Raw genomic sequence first — 25877 nt, forward strand, 5'->3', positions numbered from 1 at the left:
CCTGATACTGTTCAGGCATACAGTGTAGCAGCTGTGGTGTGGTTAAAAAAGAGGCGGCAGATGCCGCCCCGTCATAATTATTGTTTCCAGAAGTCGTCGAATACCGTGATCGGCGGGCGACGTTTGTGTTCGGTCTTCAGATACCAGCCTTCAATAATGCGGGCGGTGCCTTCATCCAGCGTCTTGCCTTCCAGATAATCGTCAATGTTTTCATAGGTCACGCCCAGCGCGGCTTCATCCGGCAGGGAAGGGCGATCGTCTTCCAGATCCGCGGTAGGGGCTTTTTTGTAAAGATGCTCCGGGCAGCCCAGCGCGGCCAGCAGCTGTTTGCCCTGGCGCTTGTTGAGACGGAACAGCGGGTTAATGTCGGTGCCGCCGTCGCCATATTTGGTGAAGAAACCGGTCAGCGCTTCGGCCGCATGGTCAGTGCCCACCACCACGCCGCTGGTCATCCCGGCGATGCTGTACTGGGCTTTCATGCGCTCGCGTGCCTTTTCGTTGCCGCGCACGAAGTCGCTCAGCTCAATACCCGCGTCGCGCAATGCCTTTTCGCTGGCCAGCACCGCTTCTTTAATGTTTACGGTCAGGACGCGATCCGCCTGAATGAATTCGAGGGCATCCTGGCAATCCTGCTCGTCAAACTGCACGCCGAAGGGCAGGCGCACCGCGATAAACTGCAGGGATTCATTACCCGTTTCGGCGCGCAGTTCGCTGATTGCCATCTGGGAGAGCTTCCCGGCGAGGGTGGAGTCCTGACCGCCGCTGATGCCCAGCACCAGCGTCTTCAGAAACGGGAAGCGGGTTAAATAGGATTTCAAAAAATCGACGCTACGGCGGATCTCTTCTTCCGCATTGATGGTGGGTTTGGCACCCAGCGCCTGGATAATTTCTTGTTGCAGAGCCATTTAGCCCCTCCGTTACACAAATTTGCCTGATGAATGTTCTGTTAAAGCTAACTCGTCATGCGGAAAACGACAAGGATCACACATTTGAATTGGGCGAATCAGGCCGATTTAGCAGCTTATGAGTGCTTTACAGGAATTTTCCGAAAAAACTTTGCCGTCACGCTTAAGGTTGAAAAATGTGATTTTCTATTCCAGGCTTACATAACACGCTGATAAACAAGAGGACGGAATATGAACAAGAATTTAGCAGGAATGTTAGGCGCAGCGGCTGTAATGACTTTGCTGGCAGGGTGTACCGCGTATGACCGTACGACGGACCAGTTTAAAGAGCCCGTCGTAAAAGACGTTAAAAAAGGGATGAGCCGTGCACAGGTACAGCAGCTTGCCGGTAAGCCGTCATCAGAGGTGACGATGATCCACGCCCGCGGTACCTGCCAGACCTACATCCTGGGTCAACGTGATGGTAAAACAGAAACTTACTTTGTGGCCCTCGACGATACTGGCCACGTGATTAACTCCGGCTACCAGACCTGTGCGGAATACGATACCGATCCGCAGGCACCTAAGGCCTGATAACGCCTTTTCCTGAGCAAAGAGACAAACCGGCCGCATGGCCGGTTTTTTTACGTCTCTACACATCTTAATTCTCACCGCGAATTATTTACCTAAAATGTGAAGGTGGTCATAACGACAGGTCAAGGAGAGACAATTGTAGTCTCTTTCGAATTATCCCTGGGAAATCAGTTGCCGTATACTCCATCCATCAGATACGCCAGCGAGGAAATCCGGTCGGTCAAGGCGGGGATATCGCGGCGAAAGCGGTGAGCATATAAGAGGGAAATTGCTATGGAAAAGAAACATATCTATCTGTTTTGCTCGGCGGGCATGTCAACGTCACTGCTGGTGTCAAAGATGCGCGCGCAGGCAGAGAAGTACGAAGTACCGGTTGTGATTGAAGCCTTCCCGGAAACGCTGGCAGGCGAGAAAGGGACCCAGGCGGATGTGGTGCTGTTAGGGCCGCAAATTGCCTATATGTTGCCGGAGATTCAACGTCTGTTACCGAATAAACCAGTTGAAGTGATCGACTCTGCGCTGTACGGCAAAGTGGATGGTTTGGGTGTTCTTAAAGCTGCTGTAGCAGCGATTAAAAAAGCTGCTAATTAATTTAATTTTTTATTTTTCCCGTCAAAGAGCAATTTCACACACACTTACGCCGCAATATTATTGCGGCATTTAAGGGCATTTTCTATGAGTAGATTTATTGCTGCGCTTGAAAAGGTACTCCTTCCTTTTGCAGTTAAAATAGGAAAGCAACCGCATGTCAACGCCATTAAAAACGGCTTTATTAAAGTAATGCCGTTAACCCTGGCCGGGGCCATGTTCGTTTTAATTAACAACGTTTTTCTTAGCTTCGGTGATGGTTCATTTTTCTATTCATTAGGTGTTCGTTTAGATCCCTCAACTATTGAAACGTTAAATGGTTTCAAGGCCATCGGCGGCAATGTGTACAACGGTACGCTGGGTATTATGTCGCTGATGGCGCCTTTCTTTATTGGGATGGCGTTGGCAGAAGAGCGTAAAGTCGACTCGCTGGCCGCCGGTTTATTATCCGTCGCTGCCTTTATGACCGTGACCCCATACAGCGTCGGTGAAGCGTACGCGGTAGGGGCCAACTGGCTGGGCGGGGCAAACATCATTTCCGGTATCGTGATCGGCCTGGTCGTGGCGGAAATGTTTACCTTTATTATTCGTCGCAACTGGGTGATTCGTTTACCTGACAGCGTGCCGGCGTCGGTGTCCCGCTCCTTCTCGGCGCTGATCCCAGGCTTTATTATTCTCTCCATCATGGGGACCATTGCCTGGGCGCTCTCTCACTGGGGCACCAACTTCCACCAGATCATTATGGATACCATCTCCACACCGCTGGCCTCTATGGGTGGTGTCGTGGGCTGGGCTTACGTGATTTTCACCTCCCTGCTGTGGTTCTTCGGTGTTCACGGCTCTCTGGCGCTGGCTGCGCTGGACAGCGGCATCATGACCCCATGGGCGCTGGAAAACGTGGCGCTTTATCAGCAGTACGGCTCCGTTGATGCGGCGCTGGCGGCGGGTAAAACCTTCCACGTGTGGGCCAAACCGATGCTCGACTCCTATATCTTCCTGGGCGGTACCGGGGCGACGCTGGGCCTGATCATCGCGGTCTTTATCACCTCCCGTCGTGCGGATCACCGTCAGGTGGCGAAGCTGGCACTGCCATCAGGCATCTTCCAGATTAACGAGCCTATCCTCTTCGGTCTGCCGATTATTATGAACCCGGTGATGTTCATTCCGTTCATCCTGGTGCAACCGCTGCTGGCTGCTATCACCCTGACCGCCTACTACCTGGGGATAATCCCGCCGGTAACCAACATTGCGCCATGGACGATGCCAGCGGGCCTGGGTGCCTTCTTTAACACCAACGGCAGCGTAGCGGCCTTCCTGCTGGCGATATTTAACCTTGGTGTGGCAACCCTGCTCTACATGCCGTTCGTCGCCATCGCCAATAAGGCTCAGACCACCATTGATGAAGAAGAGAGCGAAGAAGAGATCGCCCTCGCACTGAAATTCTGATGTCGTATGACGCGGGGCAACCCGCGTCAGTACAGGAGAACCCGAGATGTTTGATTTAGAAAATGTTGTTGCAGAAGCAGAAGAAGTAGCAGAGAACGACCTTGAAGAAGTGGTGATGGGGCTTATCATCAACTCTGGTCAGGCGCGTAGCCTGGCGTACGGCGCACTGAAAAAAGCCAAGCAGGGTGATTTCGATACCGCCAAAGAGATGATGGCCCAGTCCCGCACCGCGCTGAATGAAGCGCACCTGGTGCAAACAAAACTGATCGAAAGCGATCAGGGTGAAGGTAAGATGAAGGTCAGCCTGGTGCTAGTACATGCCCAGGACCATCTGATGACCTCCATGCTGGCACGTGAGCTGGTGGCGGAACTCATCGAACTTCACGAGAAAATGCAGTAAGTCAGACTGATAGCAGGAGGTCAGCGCAATGGAAATCACTACCGCCCGGGAACAGCAGCTGTTCAATGGTAAAAATTTTCATGTGTTTATCTACAACAAGGTGGAGAGCATCAGCGGTCTGCATCAGCATGACTACTATGAATTCACCATTGTGCTGACTGGCCGCTATTTCCAGGAGATCAACGGCAAGCGGGTGCTGCTGGAGCGTGGAGACTTCGTCTTTATCCCGATGGGGTCCCACCATCAGAGCTTTTACGACTTTGGCGCCACGCGTATTCTTAACGTCGGCATCAGTAAACGCTTCTTCGAAACTCACTATTCGCCGCTGCTGCCGTTCTGCTTTGTCGCTTCGCAGGTTTATCATGTAAAAAGTGAATTCCTGAACTGGATCGACACCGTTATTGCCTCGCTTAACTTTCGTGACAATGAGTTCGATGAATTCATTGAAACGGTGACCTTCTACGTCGTCAACCGCTTACGCCACTATCGCGAAGAGCAGCAGGCGACGGACGATATCCCACAATGGCTGCGCACCACCGTAGAAATGATGCACGATAAACTGCGCTTTGGTGAAAATGCGCTGGAGAATATGGTGGCGCTGTCAGGTAAATCACAAGAATATCTGACCCGGGCGACCCAGCGTTATTATCAGAAAACCCCGGTGCAGATTATTAATGAAATACGGATCAATTTCGCCAGAAAACAGCTGGAGATCACCAATTATTCGGTGACGGATATTGCTTACGAATCCGGTTACAGCAGTCCGAGTCTGTTTATTAAGAACTTTAAGAAATTGACCTCATTTACACCTAACAGCTACCGGAAAAATCTTACGGTTATTAATTAACGTCCGGCGGGATCGCCGCCGGAAATATCGACTTCAAAACTTGCCCAAATATATGGGACGGGATCGCTATACTTAAATGGCGCATCTCCCTGGGAGAAATATTATGCAAAAGAAACTGAAAGTAGTGACCATCGGCGGCGGAAGCAGCTACACCCCGGAATTACTGGAAGGGTTCCTCAAGCGTTATCATGAACTGCCGGTCAGCGAACTGTGGCTGGTGGACGTGGCTGAAGGCCAGGAGAAGCTCGATATTATTTTTGACCTGTGCCAGCGCATGGTGAAAAAAGCGGGCGTACCGATGACCGTGCATAAAACACTCGACCGTCGCCAGGCGCTGAAAGACGCTGATTTCGTCACCACCCAGCTGCGCGTCGGCCAGCTAAAGGCGCGCGAGCTGGATGAGCGTATCCCGCTGAGCTACGGCTATCTGGGTCAGGAAACCAACGGTGCCGGCGGTCTGTTCAAAGGGCTGCGTACCATTCCGGTGGTTTTCGACATCATTAAAGACGTGCAGGAGATCTGCCCGCAGGCGTGGGTGATCAACTTTACCAACCCGGCCGGGATGGTAACCGAAGCGGTCTACCGCCACACCGATTTCAAACGCTTCATTGGGGTCTGTAATATCCCTATCGGCATGAAGATGTTTATCCGCGATGTGCTGGCGTTGACCGACAGCGACGAACTCTCCATCGACCTGTTCGGCCTGAACCACATGGTCTTTATCAAAGATGTGCTGGTCAACGGCGAGTCACGCTTTGCCGAACTGCTGGACGGCGTGGCATCTGGCACCCTGAAAGCCAGCTCGGTGAAAAATATCTTCGACCTGCCGTTCAGCGAAGGGCTGATTCGCTCGCTCAATCTGCTGCCGTGCTCCTATCTGCTCTACTACTTCAAGCTGAAAGAGATGCTGGCCATTGAGATGGGCGAATACTACAAAGGCGGCGCCCGGGCGCAGGTGGTGCAGAAGGTAGAAAAACAGCTCTTCGACCTGTACAAGGATCCGGATCTGAACGTGAAACCAAAAGAGCTGGAGCAGCGCGGTGGGGCTTACTACTCCGACGCGGCCTGCGAAGTGATCAACGCCATCTACAACGACAAGCAGGCGGAGCACTACGTCAACGTGCCGCACCACGGCCACATTGATAACATCCCGGCGGACTGGGCGGTGGAGATGACCTGCATCCTCGGCCGCGATGGCGCGAAACCGCATCCGCGTCTGACCCATTTCGATGACAAGGTGATGGGGCTGATCCACACCATCAAGGGCTTTGAAGTCGCAGCAAGCCAGGCGGCGATCAGCGGCGAGCTGAATGATGTGCTGCTGGCTCTGAACCTGAGCCCGCTGGTCCAGTCCGATCGCGATGCCGAGAAGCTGGCGCGCGACCTGATTCTGGCCCATGAAAAATGGCTGCCGAACTTTGCCGGCGCTATTGATAAACTGAAAAGCGAGCAGCACTAAGAGGGATCGCTATGGAATATCTGCTGATCGTCAATGCCGATGATTTTGGCCTCTCAAAAGGACAAAACTATGGCATCGTGGAAGCCTGTCGGCACGGCGTGGTGACTTCAACCACCGCGATGGTCAACGGCGATGCGATTGAGCACGCCGCTGAACTCAGTCGGGCGCTGCCGGAACTGGGTGTCGGGATGCACTTTGTTCTGACTCTCGGCATGCCGCTGACGCCGATGCCAGGGCTGACCCGCGAGGGGCAACTGGGGAAATGGATCTGGGAGATGGCGGAGCAGGGGACGTTGCCGCTGGAGGAGATTGCCCGCGAGCTGGACTGTCAGTTCAATCGCTTTGTCGATCTCTTCGGCCGCGAGCCGACCCATATCGACAGCCATCACCATGTGCATATGATCCCGGCCATCTTCCCGCTGGTGGCCGAGTTTGCCCGCCGCAAAGGAGTGGCGCTGCGTGTGGATCGTCAGGTTGAAGGGCTTGGGGAGCTGAGTGCCGAACTGCCGCCGACCACCGACGGTTTCAGTAGCGCATTTTATGGCGATGAAATCAGTGAGCCGCTGTTCTTAAGCGTGCTGGATCATTCCGTGCAGCAGGGCGAACGCTCGCTGGAGGTGATGGCGCACCCGGCCTTTATTGATAACACCATTCGTAAAAGCGCCTACTGCTGGCCGCGCCTGACGGAGCTGGATGTGCTGACCGCGACGTCGCTGAAATACGCAATTGCCGAGCGCGGGTATCGTCTGGGGACGTTCAGGGATCTGTGAGGAAATGCCGGGTGGCGGCTTCGCCTGACCCGGCCTATAAATTCAATGGAACCTTGCGCCGGGTTTTATCCGGTTAGCAAATTACACGGAACCGTAGGCCGGGTAAGCGCAAGCGCCACCCGGCTTTTTTTACGCCGGTATGCTGGCGATTTTACTGCGACGCGACCAGACCCGGTGCGCCGCCATCTGCAACACCAGCTCATCCATAAACGCGCCTGCCGCGGTATCGCCTTCGATAATCCCTTCTTCGCCCTGATCCGCCACCTTCAGCAGCGGTTTGAACTGCCGCGCATCGCCCGCAAGCGCAATCGGCTTGAGGTGCTTGTAGGCTTCCAGCAGATAATAGGCGGCATCCCCGTTATTGAGCAGGCTCTGGATATCGCCGCAGGGCACCACCACCGCATCAACGGTCAGCGACGGGGATCCGGCAAAGGTCGCCGCCACCGGTAGCACCGAGCCGTCATCAGCGGTTACTTCACCCATTCGCGAGTAGAGCAGCTTCGCGTGAACGCCTTTGGCCTTCAGCGCCCGCAGTACCGCCAGTACGTCGTTGGCCCGCGGGGTATCGTTGAGCAGTATCGCCACCACGCGGCCTTTGATATCGCCACCGGGAACGGCATACAGGCTGAGGGATGGATCCTTTTTCAGGCCGCTGACATCCTGCGGTGGAGCCAGATTACGTTGCTCCTCGGTAAGGGTAAGCCCCAGATTCTCAGCCACACCCTGGGCCAGGGTGATATCAATGCGCGCCAGCTGATCGACCACCCGCTCGCGGATATAGGTCCGCACCACTTTGCTCAGCTCAAAGCTGAAGGCACCGATGATATGCTCCTGCTCGACAGGTGTCTGGCTCTGCCAGAACAGGCGCGGATGGGCGTAATACTCCGCGAAAGAGGGGCTGCGCTCGCGGATTTTACTGCCTTCCACACGCTCCTGATAAGACTCAAACCCACCGCGTTTTGGCCCAGGCGGGGTCTCGCGCGGCCAGTTATCGTTGATCGAGTTCGGTTCGTAGTTGGCCGGGTTGGTGTCGATCTCCATCCGGTGCATGCCGTCACGCTGGAAGTTATGGTACGGACAGGTTGGCTTGTTGATGGGGATCTCGTGGAAGTTCGGCCCACCCAGACGGCTGATTTGCGTATCGGTGTAGGAGAACAGCCGGCCCTGCAACAGCGGGTCGTTGGTAAAGTCCAGCCCGGGGACGATGTGCCCGGGGTGGAAGGCGGCCTGTTCGTTCTCGGCAAAAAAGTTGTCCGGGTTGCGGTTGAGCACCATTTTGCCCACCAGCTGAACCGGCACCAGCTCCTCGGGGATCAGCTTGGTTGGGTCGAGAAGGTCAAAATCAAATTTAAACTCGTCCTCTTCCGGGATCAGCTGGAAGCCGAGCTCATATTCCGGGAAGTCGCCCGCTTCGATGGCTTCCCAGAGATCGCGGCGATGGAAGTCCGGATCGCGCCCGGTGAGCTTCTGCGCCTCATCCCACACCAGCGAGGCTTTGCCGGCCACCGGCTTCCAGTGGAAGCGCACAAAGGTGGCTTTGCCATCGGCATTGATCAGCCGGAAGGTGTGGATGCCAAACCCCTCCATGGTGCGGTAGCTGCGGGGGATGCCGCGGTCGGACATCGCCCACATCACGTTATGCAGGGTTTCAGGCTGCAATGAAACGTAGTCCCAGAAGGTGTCGTGCGCGCTCTGGCCCTGCGGGATTGCCCAGTGAGGCTCCGGCTTCACCGCGTGGACAAAATCGGGGAACTTGTGGGCGTCCTGAATAAAGAAGATCGGCGTGTTGTTGCCCACCAGGTCAAAAATGCCCTCTTCGGTATAAAACTTAGTGGCGAAGCCGCGAATGTCCCGCACCGTGTCGGCGGAGCCTGCGCCACCCTGCACCGTGGAGAAGCGGACAAACACCGGGGTGATTTTATTCGGGTCAGAGAGGAAGGCGGCTTTGGTGATGTCGCTCAGGTTTTTGTAAGGCTGGAAATAGCCGTGCGCGGCCGAGCCGCGGGCGTGGACAATACGCTCCGGGATACGCTCATGGTCGAAATGGGTGATCTTCTCCCGCAGGATGAAATCTTCCAGCAGGGTCGGGCCGCGCGTCCCGGCACGCAGCGAGTTCTGATCGTCAGCGATGCGTACACCCTGGTTGGTGGTGAGCGGGAAGTTTTCGCCGCCTTTACGCACCGCATCCAGCGCGTTCAGTTTTTCATTGCCGGTGTCCGGTGCTTTCAGGCTGCCGGGCGCGGTAGGTTCCTGGCCCGGCGGAGTAGGGACTGGACTGGCGCGGTGGGAACCATCCTCTGGGGCCAGGGAGTCCAGGCCGGGTTTCGCTTCATTTTCATCATGTACCGGGGATTGCTGCGGGTGGTGGGTCTTATCATTTTGCGACATTGCACTCGTCTCCTGTTTTCATTGCTGAAACGCGGTCGTCTTTGCGTCAAAACTCATTAACTATAGAACAATGCCGACGGTGAGCCGGGTGAAAACCCGATTTCTGGCTACCACTTACGCTTGATGTGCCACGTGGGGCGCGACGCAGGAAGGGCAATCAGCTATCATAGGAATTTACTGATTTTTGAGTTTGCTTTAGTGAACCCGCTGCTTATGAAACCTCTTCGCCAACAAAATCGTCCTGTTATCAGTTATCAGCCCCGCGTTGAACCCGCGCCGCCAGAACATGCCAACAAAATGGATGGCTTTCGTGACGTCTGGCTGTTACGCGGCAAATATGTGGCCTTTGTGCTGATTGGCGAGCGTTTTCGCCGTTCACCGGCGTTTAACGTTCCGGAATCTGCTCAGCGCTGGGCGGCACAGGTCCGCCAGGAAGAAGAGGTTGAGGATTAACAGATAATAAAAAAACCGCCTTCATTGCTGAAGGCGGTTTTTTTTAGCGAGGGTGGCGCTTAACGGTGCGCCAGTTCCGCATGTTCATCGCTGTCCAGTACCGCTTTATCGGTCTGCTTCAGCCACTGGCTGGTGAGCGTACCGGCGGTCATGGAGCCACTGACGTTCAGCGCGGTACGGCCCATGTCGATCAGCGGTTCTACCGAGATCAGCAGTGCCACCAGCGTCACCGGCAGACCCAGCGCAGGCAGTACGATCAGCGCGGCAAAGGTCGCGCCGCCGCCCACACCGGCCACACCGGCAGAGCTCACGGTCACAATCCCGACCAGGGTCGCAATCCAGACCGGATCCAGCGGGTTAATACCCACCGTCGGTGCCACCATTACTGCCAGCATTGCCGGATAAAGACCTGCACAACCGTTCTGACCAATGGTCGCGCCAAAGGAGGCGGAGAAGCTGGCGATCGATTCCGGCACGCCCAGACGACGGGTCTGCGCTTCCACGTTCAGTGGAATGGAGGCGGCGCTGGAGCGGCTGGTAAAGGCGAAGGTCAGCACCGGCCACACCTTACGGAAGTATTTCAGCGGGCTGACGCCGTTCACACCGAGCAGAATGCCATGGACCACAAACATGATGCCCAGACCGAGATAAGAGGCGACCACGAAGCTACCCAGCTTGATGATGTCCTGCAGGTTTGAGCCTGCCACCACTTTGGTCATCAGCGCCAGTACACCGTACGGAGTCAGCTGCATCACCAGACGCACCAGCTTCATCACCCAGCTCTGCAGGGTGTCGATGGCGGTCAGAACGCGCTGGCCTTTCGGGGCGTCATCTTTCAGCAGCTTCAGCGCGGCTACGCCGAGGAAGGCAGCGAAAATCACCACGCTGATGATCGACGTCGGGCTGGCCCCGGTGAGATCGGCAAACGGGTTCTTTGGGATAAAGGAGAGCAGCATCTGCGGTACGGTGAGATCCGCTACTTTACCCGCATAGTTAGTCTCGATGGCGGTCAGGCGCGCGGTTTCTGCGGTGCCCTGCACCAGGCCTTCTGCGGTCAGGCCAAACAGGTTGGTGACCAGCACGCCCACCAGAGCCGAGATCAGGGTGGTAAAGAGCAGCGTACCTATGGTCAGGACGCTGATTTTACCCAGCTGAGAGGCATTATGCAGACGGGCAACCGCGCTCAGAATAGAGGCAAACACCAGCGGCATAACAATCATCTGCAGCAGCTGGACGTAGCCGTTACCGACAACGTTGAACCACTGGATAGAGTCTTTCAGTACCGGGTTGCTGGCGCCGTAAATGGCCTGCAGCGCCAGTCCAAAGACCACGCCCATCACCAGACCGACCAGTACTTTTTTGGCCAGGCTCCACTGTTTGTGACGCGACTGCGCCAGCAACAGCAGTAAGCCGACGAACACCACGATGTTCGCGATTAATGGAAAATTCATCCCGTTCTCCTGATTGAATAGCAGATCGGTATTAGGTCCGACCTTGTTGGCGCAAGATTATCAGAAGTGTGATCTGGTCGCTTATATCCAAATGGAATGGGTTATGCCAAAACGGCTGAATTCGTCCAGTTACTGCTCACTTTGATGGTGAATAAAGCGGTTGAACTGAAACTGCAGGGAATTAATCATGTGTGAGGACCAGCGCACGGCTCCGTTTTCCGGCAGCGTCTGCGGCATCCACACCGCCCAGGCAAACAGGGCCATGCACAGGGCGCGCTCCAGCTGGTTGCCTTTTTGCGGCCTGAGGATCGGCAGACGAAAACGCCAGCGGCAGGGCCACAGCAGAGGAACGCCCGCCGGGGTAAGCATGTCGGCCAGAATATGGCTCAGATAGCCCAACACCATCCCCTGGATGGCATCCGCCGGGATCAGCCAGCTGTCCGGCACTTTTAAATAGAAGAGGGTAAGCGCGGCAAATACCGCCAGCAGGCTATGTGTAAAGCCGCGATGGCCGCAGGCGCGGGCTATGGGTTTTGAGATCCACTTCAGCCGCTGCCCGAGCAGCGACTTGGGATGATCGATGTCAGGTAACAGGCAGGTCAAAACTGCCGATGGCACGATGTGCCACCAGTCACCCTGCGCCAGCACTGGTGTAAGCTCAGCGTTTTTGGCAAACACTGCGCAGGCGAGAGAAAAGAGCAGATGACCTTCCGCCGTCATGATAAAACCCACTAAACTGTCAATGCATCCAGTATAGGGATTTTATACAGTATACGGAAGTAGTGACGGTGTAACTCTTTGTCACAAAGCTGTTAACGTGCGAGCCAGCCCCCATCGACGGCGAGGGTGTAGCCGTTGACGTAGTCCGAGGCCGACGAGGCCAGAAATACCGCTGGGCCCTGGAGATCTTCCGGCTTACCCCAACGACCCGCCGGAATACGGTCGAGGATCTCTTTGCTGCGCTGTTCGTCGTCGCGGAGTTGCTGGGTATTGTTGGTTGCCATATAGCCCGGCGCGATGGCGTTAACGTTTATACCATGGTGTGCCCACTCGTTGGCCAGCAGGCGGGTGATCCCGAGCACGCCGCTTTTCGACGCGGTATAAGAGGGAACGCGGATCCCGCCCTGGAACGACAGCATGGAGGCAATGTTAATAATTTTGCCGCCTTGCCCCTGAGCGATGAACTGACGGGCCACGGCCTGCGACAGGAAAAAGACCGATTTCAGGTTGAGATTCATCACATCATCCCAGTCCTTTTCGCTGAAGGTCAGAGCATCTTCCCGGCGAATGGTGCCGGCATTATTTACCAGAATATCAACGCGTCCCATGCCCGCCACCGTCTGCTCGACGATATCGTTAATAGCATCCTGCTTGCTGAGATCGGCCTGAATAGCCAGAAACCGGCGACCCAGCGCCTTCACGCCTGCAGCGGTCTCTTCCGGGATCCGGCGATTGACGCTCACGATGTCACAGCCTGCCTGCGCCAGACCCAGCGCCATGCCCTGGCCGAGTCCGGTATCACAGCCGGTAACGATGGCAACTTTTCCTGAAAGATTAAAGGCATCCAGTATCATACAGACCTCAGAAAGTAGGGGGGTATAGTTGTTCTGAGATAAGCATAGAAGCAGGGATAGGGAATATCAAATTAAAATGAAATGATGTTTTAAAAATTTTATGTGGATCATGTTTGCGGGCAACAGGACGTTGCCCGCCGTCGTTAATCAGCCGCGCAGATGTGCCACGGTGAGGTCCTGCAGCGAGGTCAGTTTAACGTCCGCCAGGGCGTAGCGGGCGTCATGCTGATTCTCTTCTGCGGGGACGACAATCGAGCGCATCCGTGCCGCTTTGCTGGCGATCATGCCGTTAACGGAGTCTTCCAGCGCCACGCAGGTGGTCGGGTCGACGCCCAGCTTCGCGGCGCAGTCCATATAGACCTGCGGGTGCGGCTTGCTGTAAGGCAGTTTTTCTGCCGAGGCCAGCGCATCAAAGCTGTCGCGCAGATCAAACATGATTAGCACTTTTTCCAGCATATGCAGCGGCGAGGCGGAGGCGAGGCCAACCTTCAACCCCTGCGCTCTGCACAGGGCGACAGCCTCACGGGCCCCTTTCAGCAGCGGGCGGTTCTCTTCCACCAGCGTAATGGCCCGGTTGATAATGCGGTCGGTGACCTCATCCCGGCCCGGCCCCACCCACGGCTGGTGGGCATACCAGAGTTCAACCACCATATCGATGCGCAGACCGAGGGTATCCGGCAGTTCGTGACGGCGGCTGATATCCACGCCCAGGCTGGCCATCACATCCAGTTCAGCACGATCCCAGAGCGGCTCGGAATCAATCAGTAATCCATCCATATCAAAAATGGCTGCAAGAATTTGACGCGGAGTCGACATGCAACTTCTCCTTTCGTGGGTGTTTATCAGGGGTAAAGGCTACCTAACCCTGGCAATTTACCATATCGCCTGCAAAGAACGGGCGAAAATGACAACCAGCAGGTAGACTTAGCCTCAAAGGATGTATTTTAAAAACGAGGAACCGATGACATATCAACAAGCTGGACGTGTAGCGATACTGAAGATAATCGCCGGATGGGTAATTTTTATCCCGGCGGTGATCTCGACAATTATTTCCGTCCTGAAATTTATTTATGACCACAGCGAAAAGCAGGCCGGGATCAATGCCGTGATGCTGGATTTTGCCCATGTCATGATCGAGATGATGCGCTTTAACACGCCGTTTCTTAATTTCTTCTGGTACAACTCCCCGACGCCAGATTTCCGGCAGGGAATGAACATCGCGTTCTGGATTATCTTTGCTCTGATCTTTATTGCTCTGGCACTACAGGCTTCCGGAGCGCGGATGCGCCGGCAGACCCGCCTCATTCGCGAAGGGCTGGAAGCCCAGCTGATTCTGGAGAAGGCAAAAGGAGAAGAGGGATTAACGCGCGAACAGATCGAAGCGCGCATTGTGGTGCCGAATCACACCATTTTCCTGCAAATTTTTACCCTCTATGTACTTCCGGTGCTGATGATCGTTGCCGGGTACTTCCTGTTCTCCCTGCTCGGCCTGTTATAAGCGTTCGCTGCCGGGCAGTGCTGCCCGGCAGCGAACGCTACGCTGCCAGCACCCGCTCCATCGCCTTCTGCGCAATCACCAGATGCTCGCCGCCAAACAGAATGGCGCGGTTCATCAGGGTATAGAGCTGATAGACCGGCTGCCTTTGCAGAAAACCGGCCGGCAACGGCGAGACTGACTGATAGCCGTCGTAGATCTGCGGCGGCTGTTCAGGGTGCAGCGGCAGCATCGCGAGGTCGCACTCCCTGTCTCCCCAGTAGCAGGCCGGATCGAAGATATAGGGGCCGTTCGGACCCAGCGCACAGTTGCCCGACCACAGATCGCCGTGCAGCAGCGAAGGCTGCGGCTGATGCGAGGCCAGGCGCTGCTGAATATGATCGACAATGGCGTCAATGTTGCCGAACTCCAGCCCCTTTTCTGCCGCCAGCTCCAGCTGCCAGCCGATCCGCTGTTCGGCAAAGAAGGTCGACCAGCGGCGTTGCCAGGCGTTGGGTTGCGGGGTGGTTGAGAGGTCGTTGTCGAAATCGAGACCGAACTGCGGCTGCTCGCTCCACAGATGGAGGCGGGCAATTTGTTGCCCCAGGATAAAGGCGTTATGCGCATCGAGCGGACGGGCAGGGAGGTACTCCATCACCAGAAAGCTGTAGTCACGATCGCTGCCGACGGCCCAGACCTGGGGTACGGAGACGGTTTTGCTGCGGGAGAGCAGTTCCAGCTGGTCAGCTTCCGCGGTAAAGATGGGTAACAGCTCGCGTTCATCACATTTCACGAAGAGGTCGCGTCCTGCATAGCGCAGATGCCATGCGGCGTGGATCTCGCCCCCTGGCAGCTCGTTACGCAGTTCAATTTCACCTTCGCCCAGTTGTTCACTTAAAAGATGACTGATAGCCTGCCACATGATCGCTCTCCCATGTTGTCTGCCAGATCATAAAGTTAGCGTGAAACTATGGTCAAAAAACACGAACTAACGCACATCTATACCGTTTGGTTGACCCTGTGGCACTTATTGTTGCTGTTTTTGCCAGTTTTCCCAGCTCGTGACTTCAACCTGCGGCTCTTTCCCAGTGGCACTCTCCACCAGACCCGTGGCCAGCGCCTTCACTTCGTCTTCACTCAGGGTACTGACCAGACCGTAGGTATGGGTACCCAGCTCATGCAGATTGCCGTCGCCGTCGGTCATGGTTAGCAAAAAACCGCCGCGGGTAAGATGGTTGTTGATTTCATTGAGTTCTGTCAGCGAGTCTTCATGAACTTTTACGGTTACCACGTAGCGAGCGATCTCTCCACTGCTCATAATTCACCTCGTTGTTATCACGAAATTTTTTTAGCATAGACGATTCATGCCATTTGTCGCCCTCGCCGGGACACCGGGAGGGCAAGGGTTACGCATTTGTCAGGTATGTGAAGATTTTCTGCGTGTCATCAAGGGAGCACAGCCGGGTCCCGTGATTAATGGTTGCCGCGCTGCCTGCCGCCACGCCGTATTGAGTCATCTCCCGTAAAGACGCCCCTTGTGCCAGCTTCAGTGTCATGGCACCCACCATGCTGTCCCCCGCGCCGACGGTACTCTGGCTTTTCATCGGCGGCGGCACGACATGCACCGATCCGGTTTCATCCACGCCCAGCGCACCCTGTGGGCCCAGGGACACCACTACCCGCCGGGCTTTACCGCTTTTCACCAGTTCTTCTGCGGCGTTACGCACATCATCCGGCTGGCTGAGATCGCGATTGACCAGCGCGCTTAGCTCTTTCTGATTGGGTTTCACCAGCTCGATGTTGCCAAGGGTCAGTGCGGCGCTGAGGGCCTCTCCGGAGCTGTCAACGATGCAGCGGATGCCGTTCTGTTGCGCAGCGCGGATAAGCTGGGTCAGGCGCTCGGTTTTGACCCCGGGTGGCAGGCTGCCGCTGATGACCAGCAGCGCGCCGCTCTCGATGGCCAACACTTTCTCTTCCAGCTGGCGAAATTCATCTTCGCTCAGCGTCGCGCCAGGCATCACAAAGCGATACTGCTCGTGGGTGGATTCAACATGCACGTGCAGGTTTTGCCGGGTCCAGTCATGGGCATCGACCGTATCCACGGCGACCTGCTCATCAGCCAGAAGCGAGACAAGGTGTTCACCCGTCGCGCCGCCCGCAGGAAAGATGGCGGTAGCTTTTCCGCCGAGGTGAACAATGGCGCGCGCCACGTTAATCCCACCGCCGCCGGGTTCGAAAACCGGCGCGCTGCAGCGAAGTTTACCTTCAGGATAGAGTTGAGCCGTCAGGGTTGCGCTGTCCAGAGAGGGGGAGAGCGTCAACGTAAAGATACGATCCATGCTGATCTCCTTTGAATGAGGATAGCCCTAAGCCTGGCACCGAACCAGCGGAAGGGAAAGTAAATAACAATATGATTTTAAAAATGAATATCTTTACGTGCCGTGACTTTTATTTATAAATATCCAGCTGGTTTAAGATCGTTCTTATTCCAAAAATGAAACAAGAAATCATTGCTATGTTATTTGAGCCTTTTTATAATTTGTTACCTTTCGCGGGATCCCATGGCATTGATCCGCAAGAAAGTTTCCGGGACCGTAATGGTCTCTTTTTTTGTTGTACGGACTCTTTATAAATGAAGCTCTTAAAGACAGTACCCGCTGCAATGATGGTAGCGGGAGGCCTGTTTGCGTCAATGTATGCAACAGCCGATGATTCCGTTTTTACTGTCATGGATGATCCTTCCACTGCACAGAAACCTTTCGAAGGCAACCTGAACGCAGGTTATCTGGCGCAATCGGGCAATACAAAAAGCTCCTCCCTGACCGCCGACACCACCATGACCTGGTACGGTAATACCACCGCCTGGTCGCTGTGGGGTAACGCCAGCAACACCTCTTCAAACGATGAACGCTCTTCCGAGAAATATGCGGTGGGTGGGCGTAGCCGTTACAACATGACCGACTTCGACTATCTGTTCGGCCAGGCAAGCTGGTTGACCGACCGCTACAACGGCTACCGTGAGCGTGATGTGGCAACGGCCGGTTATGGTCGCCAGTTCCTGAATGGTCCGGTACACAGCTTCCGCTTTGAATTTGGTCCAGGCGTGCGTTACGACGAATACACCGATGGTGACACCGAAACCCAGCCACTGGGCTATGCGTCCGGTACTTACGCCTGGCAGATGACCGATAATGCCAAATTTAGCCAGGGCGTCTCCGTCTTTGGCGCTGACGACACAACCGTCAACTCCGAGACCGCGCTGAACGTGGCGATTAACGCCCATTTCGGGCTGAAAGTTGCATACAACGTGACCTGGAACTCTGAGCCGCCAGCTTCTGCACCGGAACATACCGATCGCAGAACCATCGTCTCTCTGGGCTACAAAATGTAATTGCGACGGGCCAATAATATATTGGCCCGTTTTTAATTTTTGTGCTGATAAATAATAAACAGCGTTTTAAAAATAGCGGCAGCCGATATCTCCATATTCTCTCCATAATTCCTCGTTTTGTTAACATTCAGTTTATTTGACACGAATTGATAAATATTTTGACTATGCAAAAGTGTGATCCAGATCTAAACTAACAGGACAGGCTAGATATTGCCTTAAGGTGTTCTGCATTAATTCAGTAAGAGAAAAATATTATGAATAAAATCACAACTGCATCTGCAGCAATAGTGCTTTCTGCACTATCATTCGGCGCATTTGCCGCTGATTCTGTATATAACTCTGCCAGTGACAGCTCTACACAAATTGGCATTACCAAAGCCTCTGATGTAGAAGCCGGTTCGAACATTGCCCCGGGCTCACAATCTACCGGGCAATCCATGGACGACGCGTTCGACGTGCATAAACTGGTTGCCGGTGAATGGTCCTGATTGATTCGTCAAACGCGATAAATTCATTTGCTGGTAGTTATTACCGCTAAAAAAAACCGGATTCTGATGTACCGGTTTTTTTATTTCTGCCGTTTGTGTAAAGATATTTAAAACGTAAGTTTATATTCGTTGGGTTTTGCAAACAAAAACGAATACGCCTACGCGACAGTACAGGGAAGATACGATTAACCCCAAAGCATCGCCGCCCAGCGTAATAACAGCAGGGCAGCACAAAGGGTGATTAACACAATCACCATCTTCCAGTATTTTTTTGAAAAGCGTTTCGTCGGCATCATATCATCCTTGTTCTTTGGTCGTGGTCGACTGCTAAGTCTACCAAAGAGCAAAAATAATTGCGCTTCGCCGGGAAGTTAAAGCGTCAGGCGCTGGCAACAACGAGCTTCAAAACCAGTGAAACTTATCCGCCAGAATCACGAGTAACGCGGTGGCAGAAAGAATGTTCAGGATAACGACTGTTCTGCTGGATACGTTCATACTATGCCCCAAAGTGTGTTGTAAGGACCTGTTCAAGAATAGCTCAGCCACCCGGTATTGCGAGAAGCTGTTTGAAATTCCACGTTAAACTCATGCGAAAGTGCTAACGCGTTCAATCTGCCCGTAAGGGTGTTTTCACCCTGGCGTTAGTGTTACCATCAACAGGCTGATCGTAAATTGCCATTTTTCTGATTTCGATCCTGTGCATGATTGCGGGCCAATTTGACGATTGTTGGTCAGATGGTTTTGCAATTCACTGTAAATTAAAGATTATTTTCTTTGCATATGCTCTTATGTGTGGGGCATCACTGCAAATAAGGACATAAAATGCCTGTAATTACTCTTCCTGATGGCAGCCAACGCCATTTTGACCGCGCCGTCAGCCCAATGGATGTTGCGCTGGATATCGGCCCGGGTCTGGCGAAAGCCACTATTGCTGGCCGCGTAAACGGTACGCTGGTTGATGCTTCCGATTTAATTGAAAACGATGCGAAGCTGTCGATCATCACCGCGAAAGACGAAGAAGGTCTGGAGATCATTCGTCACTCGTGCGCTCACCTGCTCGGTCATGCGATCAAGCAGCTATGGCCTAATACCAAAATGGCTATCGGCCCGGTTATCGACAACGGTTTCTACTATGACGTCGATCTTGACCACACGCTGACCCAGGAAGATATCGAAGCCCTCGAAAAGCGTATGCACGAGCTGGCTGAGAGCAACTACGACGTCATCAAGAAGACCGTGAGCTGGCACGAAGCGCGTGAAACCTTCGTGAAGCGTGGTGAAAACTACAAAGTCACTATTCTTGACGAGAACATTGCTCATGATGACAAGCCTGGCTTGTATCATCACGAAGAATACATCGACATGTGCCGTGGACCGCACGTGCCGAACATGCGCTTCTGCCATCACTTCAAACTGATGAAAACTGCGGGCGCTTACTGGCGTGGCGACAGCAACAATAAGATGTTGCAGCGCATCTACGGTACCGCCTGGGCTGACAAAAAAGCCCTGAACGCGTATCTGCAGCGTCTGGAAGAAGCGGCGAAGCGCGACCACCGTAAAATCGGTAAACAGCTCGACCTGTATCATATGCAGGAAGAGGCGCCGGGTATGGTCTTCTGGCACAACGACGGCTGGACTATCTTCCGCGAGTTGGAAACTTTCGTGCGTTCCAAACTGAAAGCGTACCAGTATCAGGAAGTAAAAGGCCCGTTCATGATGGACCGTGTGCTGTGGGAAAAAACCGGCCACTGGGACAACTACAAAGATGCGATGTTCACCACCTCTTCTGAGAACCGTGAATACTGCATCAAGCCAATGAACTGCCCGGGCCACGTTCAGATCTTTAACCAGGGTCTGAAATCTTACCGCGATCTGCCGCTGCGTATGGCGGAGTTCGGTAGTTGCCACCGTAACGAGCCATCAGGTGCGCTGCACGGTCTGATGCGTGTTCGTGGCTTTACGCAGGATGATGCGCATATCTTCTGTACTGAAGATCAGGTACGTGATGAAGTTAACGCCTGTATTCGTATGGTCTACGATATGTACAGCACCTTTGGCTTCGAGAAGATCGTCGTCAAACTCTCAACGCGTCCGGAAAAACGTATCGGTAGCGATGAGACCTGGGATCGTGCTGAGGCGGATCTCGCCGTGGCGCTGGAAGAGAACGGTATCCCGTTCGAATACCAGCTGGGCGAGGGCGCATTCTACGGTCCGAAAATTGAATTTACCCTGTATGACTGTCTCGATCGTGCATGGCAGTGCGGTACTGTACAGCTGGACTTCTCCCTGCCGCAGCGTTTAAGCGCCTCTTACGTTGGCGAAGATAACGAGCGTCAGGTGCCGGTAATGATTCACCGTGCTATCCTCGGTTCACTGGAGCGCTTCATCGGCATCCTGACCGAAGAGTTCGCGGGCTTCTTCCCAACCTGGCTTGCGCCAGTGCAGGTAGTCGTGATGAACATTACTGATTCTCAGGCTGATTACGTTAAAGAATTGACGCAGAAACTACAAAATGCGGGCATTCGCGTAAAAGCAGACTTGAGAAATGAGAAGATTGGCTTTAAAATCCGCGAGCACACTTTACGTCGTGTCCCGTATATGTTGGTCTGTGGTGATAAAGAGGTGGAAGCAGGCAAAGTTGCCGTTCGCACCCGCCGTGGTAAAGACCTGGGCAGCCTGGACGTAAATGAAGTGATTGAGAAGCTGCAACAAGAGATTCGCAGCCGCAGTCTTCAACAACTGGAGGAATAAGGTATTAAAGGCGGAAAACGAGTTCAAACGGCACGTCCGAATCGTATCAATGGCGAGATTCGCGCCCAGGAAGTTCGCTTAACAGGTCTGGAAGGCGAGCAGCTGGGGATTGTGAGTCTGAGAGAAGCGATCGAAAAGGCTGAAGAAGCTGGAGTAGATTTAGTTGAAATCAGCCCTAACGCCGAACCGCCAGTTTGTCGTATCATGGACTACGGCAAGTTCCTTTATGAAAAGAGCAAGTCTTCTAAGGAACAGAAGAAGAAGCAAAAAGTTATCCAGGTTAAGGAAATTAAATTCCGTCCTGGTACCGACGATGGCGATTATCAGGTAAAACTCCGCAGCCTGATACGCTTTCTGGAAGATGGCGATAAGGCCAAGATCACGCTGCGTTTCCGTGGTCGTGAGATGGCCCACCAACAGATCGGTATGGAAGTGCTTAACCGCGTCCGTGACGATCTGAGTGAACTGGCAGTAGTCGAATCCTTCCCTACGAAGATCGAAGGCCGCCAGATGATCATGGTGCTCGCTCCTAAGAAGAAACAGTAGGCCTTCAAGTAGCAATTCCTGTGGAGCCAACAGGCTTCGCAGGTTTTGTTCGCCTGGGTTTCGTTTATTTAACAATGCGAAGTGGAAGTTATTAAGATGCCAAAAATTAAGACCGTACGCGGTGCTGCTAAGCGCTTCAAAAAAACCGGTGGTGGTGGATTTAAGCGTAAGCACGCAAACCTGCGTCATATTCTGACCAAAAAATCTACTAAGCGTAAACGTCACCTGCGTCCAAAAGGCCTTGTGTCTAAAGGCGATCTGGGTCTGGTTATCGCGTGCCTGCCGTACGCATAAGCCGTTAACGTTTAATTTTTTACTAAGAATATAGATACAGGAGAGCACATATGGCTCGCGTAAAACGTGGTGTAGTTGCCCGCGCACGTCACAAGAAAATTTTGAAACAAGCCAAAGGCTACTACGGTGCGCGTTCACGCGTATACCGCGTTGCCTTCCAGGCAGTTATCAAAGCAGGTCAGTACGCTTACCGTGACCGTCGTCAACGTAAACGTCAGTTCCGTCAACTGTGGATTGCGCGTATCAACGCAGCAGCACGTCAGAACGGTATTTCTTACAGCAAATTCATCAACGGCCTGAAAAAAGCCTCTGTTGAAATCGACCGTAAGATCCTGGCTGACATCGCAGTATTCGACAAAGTAGCGTTCACCGCTCTGGTCGAAAAAGCGAAAGCAGCTCTGGCATAAGCCAGTTGAAAGAGGGAGCTCTGCTCCCTCTTTTCGTTTCAACAGCATCAAAACGTTGACAATTTTCCGCCGACCCTTTTCAATAAGGCGTTAGGTCTCTTACCACACAAGGTAATGCAAGCATGAATGCTGCTATTTTCCGCTTCTTCTTTTACTTTAGCACCTGACATCAGGAGGCTAGCGCGTGAAAGACGAAACGGAAAACAGCGCCAGAAAGCCTCCTGATGGAGGCTTTTTTTGTATCTGCCGCTTGTAAATATCGCTACATAACGAGGAAAACCATGTCACATCTCGCAGAGCTGGTTGCCAGTGCAACGGCCGCCATTAACCAGGCCTCAGATGTTGCCGCGTTAGACAACGTCCGCGTCGAATATCTGGGCAAGAAAGGGCACCTGACCCTTCAAATGACTACCCTGCGTGAGTTGCCGCCAGAAGAGCGTCCGGCTGCAGGTGCGGTGATTAACGAAGCCAAAGAGCAGGTTCAGCAGGTGCTGAACGAGCGTAAAAACGCGCTGGAAAGCGCCGCGCTGAATGCCCGCCTGGCCGCCGAAACCATCGATGTCTCCCTGCCGGGTCGCCGTATTGAGAACGGTGGTCTGCACCCGGTCACCCGCACCATCGACCGCATTGAAAGTTTCTTCGGTGAGCTCGGCTTTACCGTGGCGACCGGCCCGGAAATCGAAGACGATTACCATAACTTCGATGCCCTGAATATCCCAGGCCACCACCCGGCACGTGCTGACCACGACACTTTCTGGTTCGATGCCACGCGTCTGCTGCGCACCCAGACCTCTGGCGTGCAGATCCGTACCATGAAGGAGCAGGAACCGCCGATCCGCATCATCGCCCCGGGTCGCGTCTATCGTAACGACTACGATCAGACCCACACTCCAATGTTCCACCAGATGGAAGGTCTGATCGTTGATAAAAATATCAGCTTCACCAACCTGAAGGGCACGCTGCACGATTTCCTGAACAACTTCTTTGAGGAAGATCTGCAGGTTCGTTTCCGTCCGTCCTACTTCCCGTTCACCGAACCGTCCGCAGAAGTTGATGTGATGGGTAAAAACGGCAAATGGCTGGAAGTGCTGGGCTGCGGCATGGTGCACCCGAACGTGCTGCGTAACGTCGGCATTGACCCGGAAGTTTACTCCGGCTTTGCTTTCGGTATGGGGATGGAGCGTCTGACCATGCTGCGTTATGGCGTGACCGACTTGCGCGCTTTCTTCGAAAACGATCTGCGTTTCCTCAAACAGTTTAAATAAGGGCAGGACAGAACAATGAAATTCAGTGAACTGTGGTTACGCGAATGGGTGAACACCGAGCTCGACAGCGAGGCGCTCTCTAACCAGATCACCATGGCCGGCCTGGAAGTGGACGGCGTTGAGCCGGTTGCTGGTGCCTTTAACGGCGTGGTTATCGGTGAAGTCGTGGAGTGCGGCCAGCACCCGAACGCAGACAAACTGCGTGTCACCAAAGTTAACGTGGGCGGCGAACGTCTGCTGGATATCGTCTGCGGCGCGGCGAACTGCCGTCAGGGCCTGAAAGTGGCCGTGGCGACCGTTGGCGCGGTGCTGCCGGGCGATTTCAAAATCAAAGCGGCAAAACTGCGCGGCGAGCCTTCTGAAGGCATGCTGTGCTCGTTCTCCGAGCTGGGTATTTCCGACGATCACTCTGGCATTATTGAGCTGCCAGCGGATGCGCCGATTGGCACCGACCTGCGCGACTACCTCAAGCTCGATGACAACACTATCGAGATCAGCGTCACCCCGAACCGTGCCGACTGTTTAGGTATCATCGGCGTGGCCCGCGACGTGGCGGTACTGAACCAGACCGAACTGAACGCGCCAGAAATCGCGCCAGTTGCCGCGACTATCAGCGACACGCTGCCGATTCAGGTTGAAGCCGCAGACGCCTGTCCGCGCTACCTGGGCCGTGTGGTGAAGGGGATTAACGTCAAGGCGCCAACCCCGCTGTGGATGAAAGAGAAGCTGCGTCGCTGCGGCATCCGTTCTATCGATGCGGTGGTTGACGTGACCAACTATGTCCTGCTGGAACTGGGTCAGCCGATGCACGCGTTCGATAAAGATTGTATCGAAGGCGGGATCGTCGTGCGCATGGCGAAAGAGGGCGAAACCCTGGTCCTGCTGGACGGCAGCGAAGCCAAACTGAATGCCGACACTCTGGTGATTGCCGACCACGGCAAAGCGCTGGCAATGGGCGGCATCTTTGGCGGCGAACACTCAGGCGTGAATGACGAAACGCAAAACGTGCTGCTGGAGTGTGCTTTCTTCAGCCCGCTGTCCATTACCGGTCGTGCCCGTCGTCATGGTCTGCATACCGATGCGTCTCACCGCTATGAGCGCGGCGTGGATCCGGCCCTGCAGTACAAAGCGATGGAGCGCGCAACCCGCCTGCTGATCGACATCTGCGGCGGCGAAGCCGGTCCGGTGATTGATGTCACCAGCGACGCGCATCTGCCGAAGCCTGCGACCATCACCCTGCGTCGCGGCAAGCTGGATCGCCTGATTGGTCATCACATTGCCGATGCGCAGGTGAGCGACATTCTGCGCCGTCTGGGCTGTGACGTGGCCGAAGGTCAGGACCAGTGGACTGCCGTAGCGCCGAGCTGGCGTTTCGATATGGAGATCGAAGAAGATCTGGTGGAAGAAGTGGCCCGTGTTTACGGCTACAACAACATTCCTGATGAGCCGGTGCAGGCTGGCCTGGTGATGGGCTCCCATCGCGAAGCCGACCTCTCCCTGAAGCGTGTAAAAACCATGCTGAACGACAAAGGTTACCAGGAAGTGATCACCTACAGTTTCGTTGACCCGAAAGTGCAGCAGCTGATCCACCCGGGCCAGGAAGCATTGATTCTGCCAAGCCCAATCTCCAGCGAAATGTCCGCCATGCGTCTGTCGCTGCTGACCGGCCTGCTGAGCACCATCGTTTACAACCAGAACCGTCAGCAGAGCCGTGTGCGCATCTTCGAAACCGGTCTGCGCTTTGTGCCGGATACCCAGGCTAACCTCGGCATCCGTCAGGATCTGATGCTGGCGGGCGCTATCTGCGGCAACCGCTATGAAGAGCACTGGGATCTGAGTAAAAACAGCGTTGATTTTTACGACCTGAAGGGCGATCTGGAATCGGTGCTGGATCTGACCGGTAAATTGTCTGAAATTGAGTTCCGTGCTGAAGCCATTCCAGCCCTGCATCCGGGCCAGAGCGCCGCGATTTATCTGAAAGGTGAACGCGTTGGTTTCATTGGTGTTGTGCACCCGGAGCTGGAACGCAAGCTGGATCTCAATGGCCGCACGCTGGCGTTTGAACTGGAGTGGAACAAGGTCGCAGACCGCGTCATTCCTCAGGCTCAGGACGTTTCCCGCTTCCCTGCAAACCGTCGTGATATTGCAGTTGTGGTGGCCGAAAATGTGCCTGCCGCAGATATTTTGGCCGAATGTAAGAAAGTTGGCGTAAATCAGGTAGTTGGCGTAAACTTATTTGACGTGTACCGCGGTAAGGGCGTAGCAGAGGGCTTTAAGAGCCTGGCTATCAGCCTGATCCTTCAGGATACCAGCCGTACACTCGAAGAAGAGGAGATTGCCGCTACCGTCGCCAAATGTGTAGAGGCATTAAAAGAGCGATTCCAGGCATCATTGAGGGATTGAACCT

Annotated in this window: 29 protein-coding genes and 1 other annotated feature; of the genes, 18 read left to right on the forward strand and 11 right to left on the reverse strand. The window is 54.3% G+C overall.

Annotation, left to right across the window (positions count from 1 at the left end):
• Positions 1 to 77: 77 nt before the first annotated feature.
• The gene (gene nadE, locus ACP4QI_RS08670) at positions 78 to 905 is read right to left on the reverse strand and encodes an ammonia-dependent NAD(+) synthetase (protein WP_285127883.1); all 828 of its coding nucleotides are present in this window, start codon (positions 903 to 905) and stop codon (positions 78 to 80) included.
• 231 nt (positions 906 to 1136) lie between these two features.
• Between nadE and osmE the strand changes: the two genes are divergently transcribed.
• The 7 genes from osmE (at position 1137) to chbG (ending at position 6988) form a co-directional block, all read left to right on the forward strand.
• Positions 1137 to 1478, forward strand: a complete 342-nt coding sequence (gene osmE / locus ACP4QI_RS08675; protein WP_106993615.1) for an osmotically-inducible lipoprotein OsmE — start codon at positions 1137 to 1139, stop codon at positions 1476 to 1478.
• A 273-nt stretch (positions 1479 to 1751) separates the two neighbouring features.
• Positions 1752 to 2069, forward strand: coding sequence for a PTS N,N'-diacetylchitobiose transporter subunit IIB (gene chbB / locus ACP4QI_RS08680; RefSeq protein WP_142489165.1), 318 nt, complete (start codon positions 1752 to 1754; stop codon positions 2067 to 2069).
• 84 nt (positions 2070 to 2153) lie between these two features.
• Positions 2154 to 3512 (forward strand): PTS N,N'-diacetylchitobiose transporter subunit IIC, encoded by a 1359-nt coding sequence (chbC, locus tag ACP4QI_RS08685; RefSeq protein WP_142489166.1) that lies wholly within the window; start codon positions 2154 to 2156, stop codon positions 3510 to 3512.
• A gap of 46 nt (positions 3513 to 3558) precedes the next feature.
• On the forward strand, positions 3559 to 3912 hold the full coding sequence (gene chbA / locus ACP4QI_RS08690) for a PTS N,N'-diacetylchitobiose transporter subunit IIA (RefSeq protein WP_142489167.1): 354 nt from the start codon (positions 3559 to 3561) through the stop codon (positions 3910 to 3912).
• 28 nt (positions 3913 to 3940) lie between these two features.
• A complete protein-coding gene (chbR, locus tag ACP4QI_RS08695) occupies positions 3941 to 4759 on the forward strand; it encodes a transcriptional regulator ChbR (protein ID WP_426494854.1) in 819 nt (272 codons plus the stop codon).
• A 103-nt stretch (positions 4760 to 4862) separates the two neighbouring features.
• A complete protein-coding gene (locus ACP4QI_RS08700; protein WP_142489168.1) occupies positions 4863 to 6218 on the forward strand; it encodes a 6-phospho-beta-glucosidase in 1356 nt (451 codons plus the stop codon).
• 11 nt (positions 6219 to 6229) lie between these two features.
• Complete coding sequence (gene chbG / locus ACP4QI_RS08705) at positions 6230 to 6988, forward strand: chitin disaccharide deacetylase (RefSeq protein ID WP_426494853.1); 759 nt, start codon at positions 6230 to 6232, stop codon at positions 6986 to 6988.
• 129 nt (positions 6989 to 7117) lie between these two features.
• Here the strand turns inward: chbG and katE are convergent, their stop codons facing one another.
• Positions 7118 to 9376: a catalase HPII gene (gene katE, locus ACP4QI_RS08710; RefSeq protein ID WP_426494852.1), complete on the reverse strand. Its 2259-nt coding sequence runs from the start codon at positions 9374 to 9376 to the stop codon at positions 7118 to 7120.
• A 213-nt stretch (positions 9377 to 9589) separates the two neighbouring features.
• Here katE and cedA point away from each other — a divergent pair, with 213 nt between their 5' ends.
• Positions 9590 to 9829: a cell division activator CedA gene (gene cedA / locus ACP4QI_RS08715; RefSeq protein ID WP_231312557.1), complete on the forward strand. Its 240-nt coding sequence runs from the start codon at positions 9590 to 9592 to the stop codon at positions 9827 to 9829.
• A 59-nt stretch (positions 9830 to 9888) separates the two neighbouring features.
• On the opposite strand, the gene ACP4QI_RS08720 is transcribed toward cedA, so the two are convergent.
• The 4 genes from ACP4QI_RS08720 to hxpB all read right to left on the reverse strand — a co-directional run bounded on the left by ACP4QI_RS08720 (position 9889) and on the right by hxpB (position 13670).
• Positions 9889 to 11280 carry an L-cystine transporter gene (locus tag ACP4QI_RS08720; protein ID WP_142489171.1) on the reverse strand — a complete coding sequence of 464 codons (1392 nt, stop codon included), beginning with the start codon at positions 11278 to 11280 and terminating at the stop codon, positions 9889 to 9891.
• A 129-nt stretch (positions 11281 to 11409) separates the two neighbouring features.
• Positions 11410 to 12000: a metal-dependent hydrolase gene (locus ACP4QI_RS08725; protein ID WP_032617729.1), complete on the reverse strand. Its 591-nt coding sequence runs from the start codon at positions 11998 to 12000 to the stop codon at positions 11410 to 11412.
• Positions 12001 to 12092: 92 nt separating this feature from the next.
• On the reverse strand, positions 12093 to 12854 hold the full coding sequence (gene kduD, locus ACP4QI_RS08730) for a 2-dehydro-3-deoxy-D-gluconate 5-dehydrogenase KduD (protein ID WP_142489172.1): 762 nt from the start codon (positions 12852 to 12854) through the stop codon (positions 12093 to 12095).
• 147 nt (positions 12855 to 13001) lie between these two features.
• Positions 13002 to 13670 carry a hexitol phosphatase HxpB gene (gene hxpB / locus ACP4QI_RS08735; protein WP_142489173.1) on the reverse strand — a complete coding sequence of 223 codons (669 nt, stop codon included), beginning with the start codon at positions 13668 to 13670 and terminating at the stop codon, positions 13002 to 13004.
• 145 nt (positions 13671 to 13815) lie between these two features.
• Here hxpB and ACP4QI_RS08740 point away from each other — a divergent pair, with 145 nt between their 5' ends.
• Complete coding sequence (locus ACP4QI_RS08740; protein WP_156263579.1) at positions 13816 to 14352, forward strand: YniB family protein; 537 nt, start codon at positions 13816 to 13818, stop codon at positions 14350 to 14352.
• Positions 14353 to 14389: 37 nt separating this feature from the next.
• Here ACP4QI_RS08740 and ACP4QI_RS08745 read toward each other — a convergent pair whose 3' ends face one another.
• The 3 genes from ACP4QI_RS08745 to pfkB all read right to left on the reverse strand — a co-directional run bounded on the left by ACP4QI_RS08745 (position 14390) and on the right by pfkB (position 16667).
• Positions 14390 to 15250 (reverse strand): fructosamine kinase family protein, encoded by an 861-nt coding sequence (locus tag ACP4QI_RS08745; protein ID WP_231312554.1) that lies wholly within the window; start codon positions 15248 to 15250, stop codon positions 14390 to 14392.
• 105 nt (positions 15251 to 15355) lie between these two features.
• On the reverse strand, positions 15356 to 15646 hold the full coding sequence (gene ghoS, locus ACP4QI_RS08750; protein WP_156263581.1) for a type V toxin-antitoxin system endoribonuclease antitoxin GhoS: 291 nt from the start codon (positions 15644 to 15646) through the stop codon (positions 15356 to 15358).
• An 88-nt stretch (positions 15647 to 15734) separates the two neighbouring features.
• Complete coding sequence (gene pfkB / locus ACP4QI_RS08755; protein WP_142489177.1) at positions 15735 to 16667, reverse strand: 6-phosphofructokinase II; 933 nt, start codon at positions 16665 to 16667, stop codon at positions 15735 to 15737.
• Positions 16668 to 16960: 293 nt separating this feature from the next.
• Between pfkB and ACP4QI_RS08760 the strand changes: the two genes are divergently transcribed.
• Positions 16961 to 17719 carry a DUF481 domain-containing protein gene (locus ACP4QI_RS08760; protein ID WP_285127879.1) on the forward strand — a complete coding sequence of 253 codons (759 nt, stop codon included), beginning with the start codon at positions 16961 to 16963 and terminating at the stop codon, positions 17717 to 17719.
• A gap of 254 nt (positions 17720 to 17973) precedes the next feature.
• On the forward strand, positions 17974 to 18207 hold the full coding sequence (locus ACP4QI_RS08765) for a hypothetical protein (protein ID WP_156263583.1): 234 nt from the start codon (positions 17974 to 17976) through the stop codon (positions 18205 to 18207).
• Between the two features lie 185 nt (positions 18208 to 18392).
• Here ACP4QI_RS08765 and yniD read toward each other — a convergent pair whose 3' ends face one another.
• Both yniD and yncL read right to left on the reverse strand, forming a co-directional pair.
• Positions 18393 to 18500, reverse strand: coding sequence for a small membrane protein YniD (gene yniD / locus ACP4QI_RS08770; RefSeq protein ID WP_231312552.1), 108 nt, complete (start codon positions 18498 to 18500; stop codon positions 18393 to 18395).
• A 109-nt stretch (positions 18501 to 18609) separates the two neighbouring features.
• Positions 18610 to 18702, reverse strand: a complete 93-nt coding sequence (gene yncL, locus ACP4QI_RS08775; protein WP_072036629.1) for a stress response membrane protein YncL — start codon at positions 18700 to 18702, stop codon at positions 18610 to 18612.
• 327 nt (positions 18703 to 19029) lie between these two features.
• On the opposite strand from yncL, the gene thrS reads away from it, so the two are divergent.
• From thrS to pheT, 7 genes are all read left to right on the forward strand, one after another.
• Positions 19030 to 20958 carry a threonine--tRNA ligase gene (gene thrS, locus ACP4QI_RS08780; RefSeq protein ID WP_142489179.1) on the forward strand — a complete coding sequence of 643 codons (1929 nt, stop codon included), beginning with the start codon at positions 19030 to 19032 and terminating at the stop codon, positions 20956 to 20958.
• A gap of 3 nt (positions 20959 to 20961) precedes the next feature.
• Positions 20962 to 21504 (forward strand): translation initiation factor IF-3, encoded by a 543-nt coding sequence (gene infC / locus ACP4QI_RS08785; protein ID WP_023616141.1) that lies wholly within the window; start codon positions 20962 to 20964, stop codon positions 21502 to 21504.
• A gap of 96 nt (positions 21505 to 21600) precedes the next feature.
• On the forward strand, positions 21601 to 21798 hold the full coding sequence (gene rpmI / locus ACP4QI_RS08790; RefSeq protein WP_003030583.1) for a 50S ribosomal protein L35: 198 nt from the start codon (positions 21601 to 21603) through the stop codon (positions 21796 to 21798).
• A gap of 50 nt (positions 21799 to 21848) precedes the next feature.
• The gene (gene rplT, locus ACP4QI_RS08795; RefSeq protein WP_032617738.1) at positions 21849 to 22205 is read left to right on the forward strand and encodes a 50S ribosomal protein L20; all 357 of its coding nucleotides are present in this window, start codon (positions 21849 to 21851) and stop codon (positions 22203 to 22205) included.
• Positions 22206 to 22322: 117 nt separating this feature from the next.
• Positions 22323 to 22446: a sequence feature (Phe leader region), on the forward strand.
• The gene (pheM, locus tag ACP4QI_RS08800; RefSeq protein ID WP_001386830.1) at positions 22328 to 22372 is read left to right on the forward strand and encodes a pheST operon leader peptide PheM; all 45 of its coding nucleotides are present in this window, start codon (positions 22328 to 22330) and stop codon (positions 22370 to 22372) included. (Overlaps the previous feature by 45 nt.)
• Before the next feature lie 40 nt (positions 22447 to 22486).
• Positions 22487 to 23470, forward strand: a complete 984-nt coding sequence (gene pheS / locus ACP4QI_RS08805) for a phenylalanine--tRNA ligase subunit alpha (protein WP_106993635.1) — start codon at positions 22487 to 22489, stop codon at positions 23468 to 23470.
• Between the two features lie 15 nt (positions 23471 to 23485).
• A complete protein-coding gene (pheT, locus tag ACP4QI_RS08810; protein ID WP_426494851.1) occupies positions 23486 to 25873 on the forward strand; it encodes a phenylalanine--tRNA ligase subunit beta in 2388 nt (795 codons plus the stop codon).
• Positions 25874 to 25877 lie beyond the last annotated feature (4 nt).

The organism is Leclercia sp. TB492, assembly GCF_049974505.2.
GTDB classification, from domain to species: Bacteria; Pseudomonadota; Gammaproteobacteria; order Enterobacterales; family Enterobacteriaceae; genus Enterobacter; species Enterobacter adecarboxylatus_C.